The sequence below is a fragment of the Paraburkholderia sp. A1RI_3L genome, assembly GCF_048957895.1.
Taxonomy (GTDB): Bacteria; Pseudomonadota; Gammaproteobacteria; order Burkholderiales; family Burkholderiaceae; genus Paraburkholderia; species Paraburkholderia kururiensis.
This window is the reverse complement of sequence record NZ_JARCHA010000001.1, coordinates 605,937-621,193: the sequence shown is the minus strand read 5'-3', so window position 1 is coordinate 621,193 and position 15,257 is coordinate 605,937. Positions and strand designations below refer to the sequence as shown.

Sequence of the window (15,257 nt, the reverse complement as noted above, 5' to 3'; positions counted from 1 at the left end):
AAGAAGCGAGAGTATAGCAAAGCACTACGCGCACCTCAAGCCCTCGTCCGAAAATTTCCGGGCCCACTGCTGCCGGGCTTCGAGCCGCCCGACGCACATCGCGCCGTTCATTCCCCCTTGTTCTTGCCGAGGTCGACGCCCAGCTGCTTGAGCTTACGGTACAGGTGCGTACGTTCGAGGCCGGTTTTTTCCGCCACGCGCGTCATGCTGCCGTTCTCGCGCGCAAGGTGGTACTCGAAATACGCGCGCTCGAACGCGTCGCGTGCGTCGCGCAACGGAATGTCGAACGAAATCGAGGCGGTTTGCAGCGCGGCCGCACCGGTCGTCACGCCGTCGGCGGAGAGAATGGGTAGCGCCGCAGCCGACGCAATCGCCGTCGTTCCCGCCGACGCAGGCGGCTTGGCCGCCGCGCCCGCCGCCACCGGCGCCGCCGTGCCGCGCGCAAGTCCCTGCTCCACCGCCTTCAGCAGCTTTTGCAGCGCGATCGGCTTTTCGAGGAAATTAAGCGCGCCGATCTTCGTAGCCTCGACGGCGGTGTCGATGGTCGCGTGCCCCGACATCATGATCACCGGCATGGTGAGCTGCCCCTGGGCCGCCCACTCCTTCAACAGCGTGACGCCATCGGTGTCCGGCATCCAGATGTCGAGCAGCACGAGATCGGGCGCCTGACGCAGGCGAAAGTCGCGCGCTTCCTGTGCGTTTTCCGCCACCTCGACGACGTGTCCCTCGTCGCTCAGGATCTCCGAGAGCAATTCCCGGATACCCATTTCGTCATCTACCACCAGGATGGTTGCCATTTAAGCTGCCCTTGTCTGCACTGTTGCTTTTGTCGTTCCCTGTGAGGCCGCGCGGGCCGTCTTCTCCCCTGTGCTGGGGGCGGCGGCATCGTCCGCGAGCTGGAGAAAGAGAATCGAAATCTGGGCGCCCTCGACCACGTCGCCCGCTCTCAGCCGGTTGCGAATGTCGATGCGCGCGCCGTGTTCGTCGACGATCTTCTTGACCATCGCGAGTCCCAGCCCTGTCCCTTTGGCCTTGGTCGTCACGTAAGGTTCGAATGCGCGCGTCAGGATGCGCGCGGGAAAGCCGGGCCCGTTGTCGGAAACGGTCAGGCGCACCGCGACGCGCGTCTTACCTTCGGCGTCGGGATCGCCATATTCTACTGTTCTCGTTTCGAGCAGCACACGCGGCTGCTCGACATCCGCCACCGCGTCCTGTGCATTCTGCAGCAGGTTATGGATCACCTGGCGCAACTGCGTCGCGTCGCCGCGAATCACGGGCAGCGCGGCAAGCTCGACGTGAATCGCGCTCTTGCCTTCCTCGATGCCGTAGAGCGTCAGCACTTCGCTCACCAGATCGTTGAGCTGAAGATTCGCGAGCACGGCGGGCGGCGTGCGAGCGTAGTCGCGGAAGTTGTCGACCATCTGCTTCATCGCCGCGACCTGGTTGACGATGGTCGTGGCACCGCGCTTGAGCACGTCGGCGTCGGCAGGCGCGAGCTTGTCGGAGAGCTTCATCTGCAGGCGCTCGGCCGAAAGCTGGATGGGCGTGAGCGGGTTCTTGATCTCGTGCGCAAGACGCCGCGCCACTTCGCCCCAAGCGACGGAACGCTGCGCGGAAATCACGTCGGAGATGTCGTCGAACACCACCACGTAGCCTGCCGTCTGCACGTTGCCATTGGCGTCGATCGCGTCGCCGGCCGCCGTTTCGGACACGAGCCGCGCGCCGCGCACGAGCAGCGTGAGCGGATCGGTCTCGCCCGGCACCTGCACCGAAAACTGCTGCTGCCAGTGTCCGCGATCGGCATGGCCATCGCCCGCGGCTTCGCGATCGGCAAAGGCTTTGCGCACCATCGCGCCGAACTCGGCCAGCACGCCGATGCGCTCGAGCGAAGAGCCCAGCATCGCCTGGAACGGCTGACGAAAGATGCGCTCGGCACCGGGATTCGCCGTGGTCAGGCGGAACTGCCGGTCGAACACGAACACGCCCGCCGTGAGGTTCGCGAGAATGCTTTCGAGATACGTCTTCGAATGCTCGAGCGCGATGCGGTTCTTTTCCACCGCGGCGCGCGCTTCGGAAAGCTGCCGCGTCATCGCGTTGAACGACTGCGTGAGGAAGCCCAGCTCGTCGCGCGACTTGACCTCGCGCTTGGGCGTGTAGTCGCCTTCGGTCACTTCCTTCGTGCCTTGCGCGAGCAGGAAGAGCGGACGCGCAAGCTGGTTGCCGAGCGCAAGCGCAATCATCATCGCGATAAAGGTGGCGAGGAAGAGCGCGAGCGTGAGCGTGCCGATATACATCTTGCGCAAGCCGGTCCGGCCGAGCGCCTTCTCCTGATATTCGCGGTAGGCGCGCTGCACGGCATCCGCGTTGCGCGCGAGCGTGGGCGGGACCGGCTGCGTGAGTTGCAGGAAGCGTTCGGTGGGCTGCAGCAGCGACGCGTTGGTGTCCGGAATGCGCTGAACCACGCGCAGCCGCAACGCGCCCTTGCTGCCGTGCTCGCGCGGATCGCCGTCCACTTCGCCTTCGATCGCAGCGAAGCCGCGGCCACGCGCCTGGTCGATCATCAGCGGCGTGGGCAGATCGGTGGGCACGAGCGACGAGAGATTGCCCGACGCCTGCGCCACCACGTGCATCTCGGGCGTGGCGCCCGACATGCTGCGCACGGGCTCGACAATGGTCGCGTCCTGCACGCCGAACTGGTCGCGCAGACGCAACAGCGTGAGCGTGGTGCCGGCCGCGTCAGCGCTCGCAAGCTGCTCGGCCATGAGACGGCCCTTTGTCTGCAGATCCGAGAGCGACGCGTCGAGCATGCCGCGCCCGAGGTTGAGGCCCGACGTGAGCGCGGTTTCGACATTGACGTCGAACCACGACTCGATGCTGCGCGAAACGAACTGATACGACACCACGTAGATGATGCCGCCCGGCACGACGCCCACCAGCGCGAAAAAGAACGCCAGCTTGGCGAGCAGCCGCGTGCCGAACTTGCCCTTCCTGAGCCGCGACACGATCACGACTACGAGGGCCGTCACCACGAGCATGAAGATCAGCGCGACGGCGATGTTGGCCGCGTAGAGCCACGAGTAGTAGCGGTCGAAGAATTCGGTGTTGGCGCTCGCCGCCGCCAGCAGCACGAGCAGCAGCACGGCCGTGACAGCGACCGTCAGGACAAGCAGCCTGACGACGACGCTACTGACACTGGTGGCGCGGCGCACTCTATTTAGCACGATCGCTCACCGTGAAAGTGAAGCGCTTCCAGTCGGAAGCGAGATTCCAGTCGCGGTTGTTCACCGCGTCGATCTGAAACGGCTTGGGCATCAACGCAATGTCGAGCTGCATGCGCACGGACGCGTTGTAGGTCTCGTCCGCGTGGACCTGATTGCGGTCGATCACGTGCCACGACGTAACGTGCTTGATCACCGCAAGCGCCTCCTTCAGCGACGAAAAACCGAGTTGCAGGCCGCCGCTCGACACGCGGTATTCGCGCGTGAGCGGCTGAAACGACAGGCGGATGCTCTGCGAGACGCTCACCGGCTGCTCGTCGAACCAGTACCAGCGCGGCCGGCTCAGTTCGAAATCGGTCGTGAAGTAGAGCGGAATGCCCTTGTTGACGGCATCTTCGAGGCTGCTGTTGAGCTCGAAATCGAAACGCGCGTCGAGGCTCCAGCCGTTGTTGTCCGCCTGAAGCGACGCACGCTGGACGGCGATCTGATCGGCGCGCGCGGGCCCGGCTGCCGTCAGGCAGACGGTCAGCGTGATCCACAGCACGACCGCGAGCCGGAGCGGAAAGAAGCGTTTGATGGTCACCGTTTCTGAAAGCGCGCGTAGAAGAATCCGTCGTGATTCGCGTTGTGCTCTGAAACCGCGGCGGCGCGGCTGGCCTCTGCGGCGGCGCCGGAACCGCCCCGCGCCTCTGCGGACGCGCGATGAGCGGTGGGCAGCAGCTGCCCGGGCGCGTCCAATCGTACCGCATCCTGGTGGAAGCTTTCAAACCAGCGTGCCTGCAACTCGCCCTCCTCGGGAAAGATCGAGCAGGTGACGTAGAGGAGCTCGCCGCCCGTTTTCACGAGCGGCCACAACGCTTGCAGAATGCGGCGCTGTTCGGCGACGAGGGCCTCGATGTCCGAGGCGCGGCGCAGCCACCGAATGTCGGGATGCCGCCGCACGATGCCCGAAGCGGAGCACGGCACGTCGGCGAGAATGCGATCGAACGGCTGGCCGTCGTGCCATTGCGACGGCTCGCCGGCATCGCCCACGCGAATGTCGGCATCGAGCCCCAGGCGTTGCAGGTTCTCCGCGATACGGGGCGCGCGGGCAGGATCGCTTTCGAGCGCAACGAGGTCGATGTCAGCGAGTTCCAGCAGATGACCGGTCTTGCCGCCAGGCGCCGCGCAGGCATCGAGCACGCGCATGCCGTCGTGCACGTCGAGCGAACGCGCGGCCAGCTGGGCGCCGGCATCCTGCACGGAGACGACGCCGCTCGCAAAGCCGGGAATGCGATCGACTGGCGTAGGCACGGCGAGCGTCACCGCCTGCTCGCCGGATTGCGTCGCGTCGATGTGCTGCTCGCGCAGCAGGGCCAGATAGTCGTCCACGCTCGACCGACGCGTGTTCACACGCAACGTGAGCGGGCCGTGGTCATTGCCGGCCGCGAGAATGTCTTGCCACGCGTCGGGCCACGCGCGGCGCGTGGCATCGATCCACCATTGCGGATAGTTCCAGCGTGCGACTTCGTCCTGACGCACCTGCGCGAGCAGCGTGTCGCGCTCACGCAGGAACCCGCGCAGCACGGCGTTCACGAGCCCCTTCGCAAAATTGACTTCGCGGCGCGCGCCGACTGCATTCACGGCCTGGTCCACGACGGTGAAGGTGGCGTACGAAGGCGGCTCGTTTTCGTCGCAGAGCAGCGCCAGCGCGCACGCCAGCATGTTCGTGACGTGTGCGGGCGGCGCCTTGTGGACGCGCAACGCGATCACGCGATCGACTGTCGCGAGGCACCGCATGGTGCGATAGGCGATGTCTTGCGTCGCGCCGCGCGCGAGGCCCACTGCAGAAGCGGGTAGCGAGCCGGATACGGCGGCAAGCGCGGCGGGAAGCGCCGCGCCGCCACGTACTGCGGTCACGGCCTGGGCGGCGCAATCGAGTGCGAAACCCAACGAATCGGGAGCGAGGTGCAGAGCGGACAGACGCGGCTCGCGATGTTGCGGGGACCGACCGGATTGCGGCGCGTGGGCGCTGCGCGCCGGATGGCCCTGGCCCGATTGCGCGGGTCTTGAAGGACGCGAACGTGCCTTGTGATCAGCGGGGGGACGCCGGGAAGGTTTGGATGTCATGAAAAACGAGGGCGGCCACGCAGTGCACGGTGTGCAAACGGTGCATTGTAACGTGACGCGCCACTCGTTCTTTGTTGAGGCGGCCGGCGTGAGTGGGAAGCGCCCGGCGCGCGATAACGGGCGCCGTCAGGGGCGCCCTTGCCGGTTAGTCGAAGCGGCCCGTTCGCGCCATCTCCATGAGGCGCGCGATGCGCTCTTCGGTGGAGGGGTGCGTCGAGAAGAGGTTCGCGATACCACCGGCGTGCAGCGGATTCACGATCATCATTTGCGCCGTGGCCGGATGCTCTTCGGCTGCGGCAAACGGAACGCCGCTCGCATAGCGATGAATCTTGTCGAGCGCAACAGCCAGCGCCTGCGGATCGCCCGAAATCTGCGCGCCGCCGCGGTCGGCCTCGAACTCACGGGCGCGAGAAATGGCCATCTGGATAAGCCCGGCCGCAATCGGCGCAAGTAACGCAACGGCGATACCCGCGATAGGGTTTGCCGGCCGACCGTTCTCGTCACGACCACCGAAGAACATCGCGAAATTCGCGAGCGCGGAGATGGCGCCCGCCATCGTGGCCGAAATCGTGGAGATCAGGATGTCGCGGTGCTTCACGTGAGCAAGTTCGTGCGCCATCACCCCGCGCATTTCACGTTCGGAGAGCACCCGCAGAATGCCCGTGGTCGCCGCGACCGCAGCGTGCTCGGGATTGCGGCCGGTGGCGAACGCGTTCGGTGCAGCTTCGTCGATCAGGTACACGCGGGGCATGGGCAGGCCGGCGCGCGTGGCGAGGTCGCGAACCATCCGGTAGAACTGCGGCGCCGTGGTCTCATCGACTTCCTGCGCGTTGTACATGCGCAGAACCATCTTGTCGGAGAACCAGTACGAAAAGAAGTTCATGCCAAGCGCGACCAGAAGCGCCAGCATCATGCCGCGCTGGCCCCCGATCATGCCGCCGATCACGATGAAAAGGGCCGTGATCGCGGCCATCAACATCGCGGTTTTGACCCAATTGAACATGTGCGCTGCTCCTTGCCCGTAGAAGTTCATCACCTCCCGCAGGTCCATAACGCAGGCCCCATGGCGGGAAAGCGGCTTATTGTAAGCGAACTGTTAGATATGGTCGGACGCGGAAAATTCAATCAGCGTGTGGCGGTGGCAAGCCGGATGCCGAGGCCGACGAAAGCGGTGCCTACGCCGCGGTCCAGCCACCGCTTGAGGGCGGGCTTGCCGGAGAACCGTTGCGTGACGCTGCCGGCAATCCACGCAACGAAACTGTTCCAGATCGTGCTCATCACCACGAACACGACGCCCAGCGTCAAAAACGCCACCACCTTTTGGTCGCTGCCCGGCACGACGAACTGCGGGAAGAACGACACGAAAAAGAGCACGACCTTGGGGTTCAGCACATTCGTCCAGAACCCTTGCAGAAAAAGCTGCCGCAGCGGACGAGCCGTTGCGAGCCCCTGAGAGACGGGATTCGCGGCGTCTGCGGCGGGCTTCTCCGGCTTCGTGAAAATGAGCCGCACGCCGAGATAGACCAGATAGAGCGCGCCGACGAACTTGATTACCGTGAACGCGGTGGCCGACGTGGCAAGCAGGGCGGTAAGCCCAAATGCGCACGCGAGCGAATGCACGCAGCAACCAGCCGAAATGCCGAGCGCCGACATAAGCCCGGCACGGCGGCCCTGAGCCACGCTACGTCCCACGATGTACGCGGTGTCGGGCCCAGGTGTCACGTTGAGCAGGAAGACCGCGACGACGAAAAAACCGAAATGAGTGATGCCGGACATGGAGAACCTCGAAGTCTCTGGGAGACCCGTTAAACACAACGCACTGGAGCGGAAATTTTAGCGCCGACCGCGCGGGCCACGCGACCTGACCGTTCGGCCGATGGCGCGCCGCGTCACGCGCGTCTATCGTTCCAGCAATCAGGCCTTGGAGGCCGGATGTGCCGCAGGCTCCGGCAAGGCGAAACGCTGCCCCGGGACAAGCGGCGAGCCCGCGAGGAACTCGCGCACGGAAAGCCGTTTGCCGCCGGGTTTCTGCAACTGCGTGAGGCGCAAAGCGCCTTCCCCGCACGCCACGATAACGCCGTCAGGCGACACGTCGACGATCTGGCCCGGTTGCGCATCGCCTCGTGCAAAAGCGTCGACCGGTTCGGCTGCCCAGATCTTCAGTGGGGTGCCGTCGAGTGTGCCGGCACCGCCTGGAAACGGATCGAAGGCCCGCACCTGGCGCGCGAGCGCCGCCGCGGGACGCCGCCAGTCGAGCACCGCCTCGTGCTTGCCGATTTTCTCGGCGTAGGTGGCGCCCTCGGCCGGTTGAGGTGTTGTGGGCAGGCGGCCGTCTCGCTCCAGGTCCGCAAGCGCATCGACGATCAACTGCGCGCCCGTTTGCGCGAGGCGGTCGTGCAAGGTCGCCGTGGTATCGGCGGGGGCAATCGGCGTACGGGCCTCGTGAATCATGGCGCCCGTGTCGAGGCCGGCGTCCATCTGCATCAGCGTGATGCCGGTTTCAGCGTCGCCGGCCTCGATCGCGCGATGGATAGGCGCGGCACCTCGCCAGCGCGGCAGCAGCGATGCGTGGATGTTGATGCAACCATGCGGCGCGATATCGAGCACTTCCTGCGGCAGCAGCAAGCCGTAGGCGGCCACCACCATCACATCGTGCGGCGTGGCGCGCAGCAGATCGATACCGGCGGCGGCTTCGGCCGGAAACTTGCCGTTACGGCGCAGCGACGGCGGCTGTGCGACGGCCAGACCGTGTTCGGTCGCGTAACGCTTGACCGGGCTCGCCTGCAACTTCATGCCTCGCCCGGCCGGCCGGTCGGGCTGGGTCAGCACGAGCGGCACCGTAAAACCGGCCTGGTGGATGGCGGCGAGTGCCGCCGCAGCAAACTCCGGCGTACCAGCAAAAACGACGCGTAAGGAATGACTCATGAGGCAAACGACCAGACGTGATGACGGCAGAAGTTGAAAGCAGCGGCGAGGTTGCGCCGCAAGCCGCGCGTCACATCGCGCGTTCGAGCTTCTTCATCTTGCTCTTGATGCGCGTCTGCTTGAGCGGCGAGAGGTACTCGACGAACACGCGGCCCATCAGGTGATCCATTTCGTGCTGGATGCACACGGCAAGCAGCCCTTCGCAATCCAGTTCGAAAGGCTCACCCTTTTCGTTGAGGGCGCGCACGCGCACCTTGTCGGCACGCTCCACGTTGTCGTAAATGCCCGGCACCGAAAGGCAGCCCTCTTCGGAGAGCTTCTTCTCGTTGCTGGACCACACGATCTCGGGATTGATGAAGGTGAGCAGCTGGTCGTGCGTTTCCGACACGTCGATCACGATCACGCGCTCATGCACATCCACCTGCGTGGCGGCCAGCCCTACACCCGGGGCCTTGTACATCGTCTCGGCCATGTCGGCTACGAGCTTGCGGATACGGTTGTCGACCTCTGCAACGGGTTTTGCGACCTTGTGCAGCCGCTTGTCGGGATAGTGAAGGATGTTCAGTAAAGCCATGGCATCAAGAGGATTTTCGTGGCGCGCCGCGCGCCGAAAGGGCATCGGCCGGACTGGCCATACGGCCAGCTTGGCGACCGCACGGGCGACGCACACCATATAACGACTGGGTCCGCGGGATTCAATGCACGAATCAGAGCAGACCAGTTCCCCTGTGGCTGCCACCGGGCACGCCGCAGGTCGTCTTTCATTTCGGATGATGAAAATTTTAGCATGGCCCGTCTCTGGCTGCTTTCGCCGGGAGGGCTATCTTGAACCGCTACGGGACTGACGCAACGTGAACTCTATGCATTCGCTGCCTATGACCGACGCCGAACTCATTGGCTGGCTGCGCCTGTCCTGCGCGCCGGGCGTGTCGCCCGCCGCACTGCGCAAGCTGCTCGAAACATTCGGCTTGCCGCAGGCCGTGCTGACGCAGCCGTTCGCCGCGCTCGCAACCGCAACCGATACGCGCACGGCCCACGCCGTACTGTCCGCGCCCGGGCCTGAGTTCGCGGGGCAGGCCGCAGCTGCCCTTGCATGGCGCGAGCAGGCGGGCAATTGGATCCTGACATTGTGCGACCCTGCCTACCCGCCCATGTTGCTCACCATGCCTGATCCACCGCCACTGCTATATATAAAGGGGCAACTCGAGTCGCTGCATCGGAAGGCGGTGGCGGTCGTGGGAAGCCGAAGCGCGACGCCGCAAGGCACCGAAGACGCCGCACGCTTCGCCCGCGCTTTTTCCGCGGCTGGCCTGACCGTCGTGTCCGGCCTCGCACTGGGCATCGACGGCGCCGCACATCGGGGCGCGCTAGCCGGTCCCGGCGGGACGGTTGCGGTGATCGGCACCGGCGTCGATCTCGTCTATCCGCCTTCGCATCGGGCGCTCGCCGCGCAGATCGGTGAGCAAGGCGCGATTGTCTCTGAGTGGCCGCTCGGCACGCCGGCGCGACCGTCCAACTTTCCTCAACGTAATCGCCTGATTGCAGGGCTTTCCAGCGGTGTGCTGGTCGTCGAAGCCGCGATGCGCTCCGGTTCACTGATCACCGCACGCCTCGCCAACGAAATGGGGCGAGACGTTTTCGCGTTGCCCGGCTCCATCCATGCGCCGCTCTCGAAGGGCTGCCACCGAATGCTGAAACAGGGTGCGATGCTGGTGGAGACAGCAGACGAGGTGCTGGAACAGCTTGGCGTGGCAACGGCGCCGCGCCCCCGGCCCGCATTCACCGAGGTAAACACGACGGCCACCCGTTCGAGCCGCACCAAAGGTGATCGCGCGAGCGCTCCCTCAGGCTCGGGCGAGGACGTGGGCAGCCGGCCGGCCGAACGCGCGCCGCAACACAACGCCCGCCTCGATACGCCCCCATCCCCGGCTGCCCTAACGCCAGACGCGCAGCGGCTACTGGACGCACTCGGCCACGCACCGGCCACGCTTGAAATCCTCGCCGGGCGCACCGAAATGGAGGAAGCGGCACTGCAGCGGGCACTGCTGTACCTCGAACTGGCCGGCCGCATCACGGCCCTGCCCGGGGGCCGTTTCACCCGGGCGAGCCGCGACTGAGGCGGCGTCATGCTAAATTCGGCGGACCAGCCGGCTTGCTCCGGAGACCACCAGTACAAGAGAGATAGCGAGGAACCATCATGCCCGCGCTGAACCTCGACACCGATTCCGAGCGAATCGCCGAGCGCGTAACCGATCCGAACACCTTGTTCGTTGCCTGCCTGTGCGCGGAATGGTGCGGCACCTGCCGCGAGTACCGCGCAGCGTTTGACCGACTCGCCGACGCCCACCCGGAAATCTGTTTCGCCTGGATCGACATCGAAACGCATGCAGACCGCTTCGACGACCTCGATGTAGAAAACTTCCCTACGATCCTGATCGAAGATGCCAGCGCCACCCGTTTTTTCGGCACCGTGTTGCCGCAAGCGGCCATCGTGGAGCGCATGCTCGCCGACCTGACCGCGCTGCCGGGCGTGAAGGATGCGCCCAAGCTAAGGCCGGCTCTCGCCATGGCGTGAGCCCGCATGGGGCCGTCCATGGCGGTCGGCGGCCCTGTCTGAAGCGCTGCGCAGGTCCGCCGCGCCGCGCTTGCCGGTACCTTGGCGCCCCATTATGATGAGGCGCTTTTTTGGGGCGTCGAAACCGCCGCTGGCGCAGCGTGTGCTATAAAGCGGTCGTTATGGGCGTCTGCCCGACTCTACCCACTTGCAACCAGTCATGTCGAAAGCACTGATCATCGCCGAGAAGCCGTCCGTCGCGAACGACATCGCACGCGCTTTGGGCGGCTTCACCAAGCATGACGAATACTACGAAAGCGACGAATACGTGCTTTCGTCCGCTGTCGGCCATCTGCTCGAGATCGCCGCTCCCGAAGAGTACGAAGTCAAGCGCGGCAAATGGAGTTTCGCGCATCTGCCCGTCATCCCGCCCCACTTCGACCTGAATCCCATCGCGAAAAGCGAGTCGCGGCTCAAGGTGCTCACGAGGCTGATGAAGCGCAAGGACGTCGACCGACTCATCAACGCATGTGACGCGGGGCGCGAAGGCGAGCTGATCTTCCGTCTGATCGTTCAGCACGCAAAAGCGAAGCAGCCCGTCCAGCGGCTGTGGCTGCAATCGATGACGCCCGCCGCCATCCGCGAAGGCTTCGCCCATCTGCGCAGCGACGAAGACATGCAGCCGCTCGCGGATGCCGCCCGCTGCCGGTCGGAAGCGGACTGGCTGGTGGGGATCAACGGCACGCGCGCCATGACCGCGTTCAACAGCAAGGGCGGCGGCTTCTTCCTCACGACGGTGGGTCGCGTGCAGACGCCGACGCTTTCCATCGTCGTGGAGCGCGAAGAAAAGATTCGCCGCTTCGTGCCGCGCGACTACTGGGAAGTGCGCGCCGAGTTTGTGTGCGCCGCCGGTTTCTATGAAGGACGCTGGTTCGACCCGAAGTTCAAGCGCGACGAGTTCGATCCGGAAAAGCGCGAATCGCGCCTGTGGAGCCTGCCCGCAGCGGAAACCATCGTCGCCGCGTGCCGCGGCCAATTGGGCACGGTCACCGAGGAATCGAAGCCCTCAACGCAACTGTCCCCGCTGCTCTTCGACTTGACCAGCCTGCAGCGCGAAGCGAACGGCCGCTTCGGCTTTTCGGCCAAGAACACGCTGGGCCTCGCCCAGGCGCTGTACGAAAAGCACAAGGTGCTCACCTATCCGCGTACCGACGCGCGCGCGCTGCCGGAAGACTATATCGGCACCGTAAAGAGCACCCTGGACATGCTCAAGGAGAGCAACAACTACCTGCCGCACGCAAAGCAGGTGCTCGACAAAGGCTGGGTGAAGCCGAACAAGCGCATCTTCGACAACTCGAAGATCAGCGACCACTTCGCCATCATTCCCACGCTGCAGGCGCCGAAGGCGCTGTCCGAGCCGGAACAGAAGCTCTACGACCTCGTCGTGAAGCGCTTCCTCGCCGTGTTCTTCCCCGCAGCCGAATACCGCGTGACGACGCGCATCACCGAAGTCGTCGGCCATCACTTCAAGACTGAAGGCAAGGTACTGATCGAGCCGGGCTGGCTGCAGGTATACGGCCGGGACGCGGGCGGCGACGACGCCAACCTCGTACCCGTGCAGAAGGACGAGAAGGTCGAGACTGACAAGATCGCCGCCCATCAGCTCACCACCAAGCCGCCCGCACGCTACAACGAAGCCACGCTGCTGTCAGCCATGGAAGGCGCGGGCAAACTCGTCGAAGACGACGAGTTGCGCGAGGCCATGGCCGCGAAGGGGCTCGGTACGCCGGCCACGCGCGCGGCCATTATCGAAGGTCTGCTCGGCGAGAAGTATCTGGTTCGGGAAGGGCGCGAACTGATTCCAACGGCCAAGGCGTTCCAGCTGATGACGCTGCTGCGCGGCCTCGGCGTCGAGGAGTTGACCGCGCCCGAACTCACCGGCGAATGGGAACACAAGCTCGCCCAGATGGAGCACGGCAACTTGCATCGCGACGCGTTCATGCAGGAAATTGCCCGCATGACGCAGACCATCGTGAAGCGCGCGAAGGAGTACGACTCCGACACCATTCCCGGCGACTATGCGACGCTCGAAACGCCGTGCCCGAACTGCGGTGGGCAGGTGAAGGAAAACTACCGGCGCTTCGCGTGTACGAAGTGCGAGTTCTCGATCTCGAAAATTCCGGGTGGCCGGCAATTCGAGATTCCGGAAGTCGAAGAACTCCTGCAGAAAAAAGAGATTGGTCCGCTCTCAGGGTTCCGCAGCAAGATGGGCCGGCCGTTCTCGGCCATCCTCAAGCTCTCGTTCGACGACGAAACGAAGAACTACAAGCTCGAGTTCGACTTTGGCCAGGATCAGGGCGGCGAGGATGGCGAGGCACCCGACTTCTCCGACCAGGAGCCCGTGGGCGCCTGCCCGAAATGCAAGGCGCGCGTGTTCGAGCACGGCATGAGCTATGTGTGCGAGAACTCGGTCGCCAATCCGAAGACCTGCGATTTCCGCTCGGGCAAGGTGATCCTGCAACAGGAAATCTCGCGCGATCAGATGGCGAAGCTGCTGACCGAAGGCCGAACGGATCTGCTGACCAGCTTCAAGTCGTCGCGCACGGGCCGCAACTTCAAGGCGTTCCTGGTAAAACAGAACGACGGCAAGATCGGCTTCGAGTTCGAGAAAAAGGAGCCTGCCGCTGGAAAGACGGCCGCCAAAACGGCCGCGAAAAAGACGGCGGCAACAGTGGGCGCAGAGGCAGAAGGCGATGGCGACACGGTGACCGAAACCGTCGCCGCGACGCCGGCGCGCAAGACGGCCGCGGCGAAGACCGCGCCGGCACGCAAGGTGGCCGCGAAGAAGACAGTGGCGCGCAAGACCGGATCGTAAGTCACCGGCACGCCTGCGAAGGCGCGCCGTGAAGTCCACGCCGCCGTCCCCCGCTTCTTCAAAGCCAGAACACCAGGACGTGTGAAGCAAAAAAAGCGCAGCCGCGGCTGCGCTTTTTTATTTCGCGAGGGAAACCTGCCTCCAGGAAATTATCCCGGCGGCAGGCCGCGAACTTGCATCGCCCCTCCCCGCCGCGCGAGTCGAACCAGAATCAAACCGGCGACGCCGCGCTCGACCGGCGTACACGCCCAGGCGAGCGCTGCGTCTTCGGCGAAATCTCACGATCGAGCAGACTCGAGAGCGGTTCGGCACCGTCGAACGCTTCGGGCGCCAACATCTCGCCGTCAGCATGCGCGGCGACGCCGGCAGCCGGACGCCCATAGCCGTCCTTGATCCACTGCTCGCCCAGCACGCCGTTCGGCGTCTGGCTGAAATGCTCCACCAGGTGATCGATGAACGTGCGCACCTTCGCCGGCAGATGGCGCCGGCTCGGGTACGCGATATTGAGTTCGACCTGCGGCAGCCGGTAGTCGCCCAGCAAGCGCACCAGCCGCCCGCGCGTCATGTCGCGGCCAATCAGGTAGCTCGGCAGGATCGCGATACCCATGCCGAGCAGCGCGAACTGACGCAGCATCTCGGTGTTGTTCGCGACGACCACGTTAGTGGGGCGCACCCGCACCTCGCCCTCGGGACCGGTGAATACGCGCTCGTCACCCCAGTACTCGGAAGGCGGCGACAGGCACGGATGCTCCATCAGATGCTCCGGACGCGTGGGCGTGCCGTGCTTTTCCAGATAGGCCGGCGTGGCGCAGACGGTCATGCAGCCGGTGGTGAGGCGCCGCGTCACGATACTGGCGCCGCGCATCTGCCGGGCAACCACCACGCCCACGTCGAAGCCTTCTTCCACGAGGTCGACCTGCCGGTCGACCAACGTGACGTCCGGAATCACCTTCGGATAGCGTTCCGCGTAGGTTTGCAGCACCGGCGCGAGATTGTGCAGCCCGAACACCACGGGCGCCACGATACGCAGCGTGCCGACCGGCTCATGGTTGCGGGCCACCACCATCTGCTCCACGTCTTCCAGTTCGTCCAGGATCTGACGCGCGCGTTCCAGGTAGACCTGGCCCGACTCGGTCAGCGAGAGGCTGCGCGTCGTCCGGTTCAGCAAGCGAGTACCCAGCCGACCTTCCAGGTCGGCAACGTGACGCGTGGCAACTGCATTCGAAATGTCCATCGCGCTGGCGGCGCGGGCGAAGCTGCCGAGATCCGCCACCTTGACGAATACCCGCATCGACTGCAAATGATCCATGTGAAACTCCTGCCGTTTATTACTTATGCCTTTCGGAGGCCATAGGCGAATTCGGAATTCTCCTACGACTCCCAAGTTCGTGCAGAAGTTGCCTAAGAAGCCGTTAAATTTCCTTAAATTCGTGCCAATGTGGACTTTCCCGCAAATCTGATCCGCCCATTGTTCCTCGACGGGAAACAATCTGCTGCGGCGCAAGGGGGAGGGGCGCTTCGACGAACAAATGGCCATATGGGCGGCGGGAATAGCGCTACGCGGGGACAAACCAAC

Annotated in this window: 12 protein-coding genes; 3 read left to right on the top strand and 9 right to left on the bottom strand. The window is 64.8% G+C overall.

The genetic code is table 11. The annotated features are described in order from the left end of the window. Positions 1-107: 107 nt before the first annotated feature. The 8 genes from esaR to def form a co-directional block, all read right to left on the bottom strand. Positions 108-797 (bottom strand): response regulator transcription factor EsaR, encoded by a 690-nt coding sequence (gene esaR, locus PXJ20_RS02990; RefSeq protein ID WP_017772370.1) that lies wholly within the window; start codon positions 795-797, stop codon positions 108-110. Then, entirely contained in the window at positions 798-3,221 is a 2,424-nt protein-coding gene (locus tag PXJ20_RS02985; protein WP_421030147.1) for an ATP-binding protein, read from the bottom strand. It lies immediately after the preceding gene. Further along, complete coding sequence (locus PXJ20_RS02980) at positions 3,211-3,801, bottom strand: DUF4390 domain-containing protein (RefSeq protein WP_017772368.1); 591 nt, start codon at positions 3,799-3,801, stop codon at positions 3,211-3,213. The genes PXJ20_RS02985 and PXJ20_RS02980 overlap by 11 nt, the downstream gene beginning before the upstream one ends. Further along, positions 3,798-5,327, bottom strand: coding sequence for a 16S rRNA (cytosine(967)-C(5))-methyltransferase RsmB (gene rsmB, locus PXJ20_RS02975; protein WP_421030146.1), 1,530 nt, complete (start codon positions 5,325-5,327; stop codon positions 3,798-3,800). Before rsmB ends, PXJ20_RS02980 begins: the two co-directional genes overlap by 4 nt. Positions 5,328-5,472: 145 nt before the next feature. After that, positions 5,473-6,330: a zinc metalloprotease HtpX gene (htpX, locus tag PXJ20_RS02970; protein WP_017772366.1), complete on the bottom strand. Its 858-nt coding sequence runs from the start codon at positions 6,328-6,330 to the stop codon at positions 5,473-5,475. A 122-nt stretch (positions 6,331-6,452) separates the two neighbouring features. Next, complete coding sequence (locus PXJ20_RS02965) at positions 6,453-7,103, bottom strand: LysE family translocator (RefSeq protein ID WP_421030145.1); 651 nt, start codon at positions 7,101-7,103, stop codon at positions 6,453-6,455. A gap of 138 nt (positions 7,104-7,241) precedes the next feature. Continuing rightward, positions 7,242-8,252, bottom strand: coding sequence for a methionyl-tRNA formyltransferase (fmt, locus tag PXJ20_RS02960; RefSeq protein ID WP_421030144.1), 1,011 nt, complete (start codon positions 8,250-8,252; stop codon positions 7,242-7,244). Between the two features lie 70 nt (positions 8,253-8,322). Then, complete coding sequence (gene def / locus PXJ20_RS02955; protein ID WP_026120955.1) at positions 8,323-8,826, bottom strand: peptide deformylase; 504 nt, start codon at positions 8,824-8,826, stop codon at positions 8,323-8,325. Positions 8,827-9,112: 286 nt separating this feature from the next. Between def and dprA the strand changes: the two genes are divergently transcribed. From dprA to PXJ20_RS02940, 3 genes are all read left to right on the top strand, one after another. Then, a complete protein-coding gene (gene dprA / locus PXJ20_RS02950) occupies positions 9,113-10,369 on the top strand; it encodes a DNA-processing protein DprA (protein ID WP_421030143.1) in 1,257 nt (418 codons plus the stop codon). Between the two features lie 80 nt (positions 10,370-10,449). Beyond that, positions 10,450-10,827: a thioredoxin family protein gene (locus PXJ20_RS02945; protein WP_413212834.1), complete on the top strand. Its 378-nt coding sequence runs from the start codon at positions 10,450-10,452 to the stop codon at positions 10,825-10,827. Positions 10,828-11,026: 199 nt separating this feature from the next. Further along, on the top strand, positions 11,027-13,681 hold the full coding sequence (locus PXJ20_RS02940; RefSeq protein WP_413212833.1) for a DNA topoisomerase III: 2,655 nt from the start codon (positions 11,027-11,029) through the stop codon (positions 13,679-13,681). 211 nt (positions 13,682-13,892) lie between these two features. Here the strand turns inward: PXJ20_RS02940 and PXJ20_RS02935 are convergent, their stop codons facing one another. Continuing rightward, positions 13,893-14,990, bottom strand: a complete 1,098-nt coding sequence (locus PXJ20_RS02935) for a LysR family transcriptional regulator (RefSeq protein WP_017772359.1) — start codon at positions 14,988-14,990, stop codon at positions 13,893-13,895. Between the last annotated feature and the right edge of the window lie 267 nt (positions 14,991-15,257).

Bases quoted from the DNA above. Each gene is read 5' to 3' on its own strand.
- esaR (WP_017772370.1), bottom strand. From the start codon at position 797: ATGGCAACCATCCTGGTGGTAGATGACGAAATGGGTATCCGGGAATTG.
- PXJ20_RS02965 (WP_421030145.1), bottom strand. From the start codon at position 7,103: ATGTCCGGCATCACTCATTTCGGTTTTTTCGTCGTCGCGGTCTTCCTG.
- htpX (WP_017772366.1), bottom strand. From the start codon at position 6,330: ATGTTCAATTGGGTCAAAACCGCGATGTTGATGGCCGCGATCACGGCC.
- PXJ20_RS02935 (WP_017772359.1), bottom strand. From the start codon at position 14,990: ATGGATCATTTGCAGTCGATGCGGGTATTCGTCAAGGTGGCGGATCTC.
- PXJ20_RS02940 (WP_413212833.1), top strand. From the start codon at position 11,027: ATGTCGAAAGCACTGATCATCGCCGAGAAGCCGTCCGTCGCGAACGAC.
- dprA (WP_421030143.1), top strand. From the start codon at position 9,113: ATGCATTCGCTGCCTATGACCGACGCCGAACTCATTGGCTGGCTGCGC.
- fmt (WP_421030144.1), bottom strand. From the start codon at position 8,252: ATGAGTCATTCCTTACGCGTCGTTTTTGCTGGTACGCCGGAGTTTGCT.
- rsmB (WP_421030146.1), bottom strand. From the start codon at position 5,327: ATGACATCCAAACCTTCCCGGCGTCCCCCCGCTGATCACAAGGCACGT.
- PXJ20_RS02945 (WP_413212834.1), top strand. From the start codon at position 10,450: ATGCCCGCGCTGAACCTCGACACCGATTCCGAGCGAATCGCCGAGCGC.
- def (WP_026120955.1), bottom strand. From the start codon at position 8,826: ATGGCTTTACTGAACATCCTTCACTATCCCGACAAGCGGCTGCACAAG.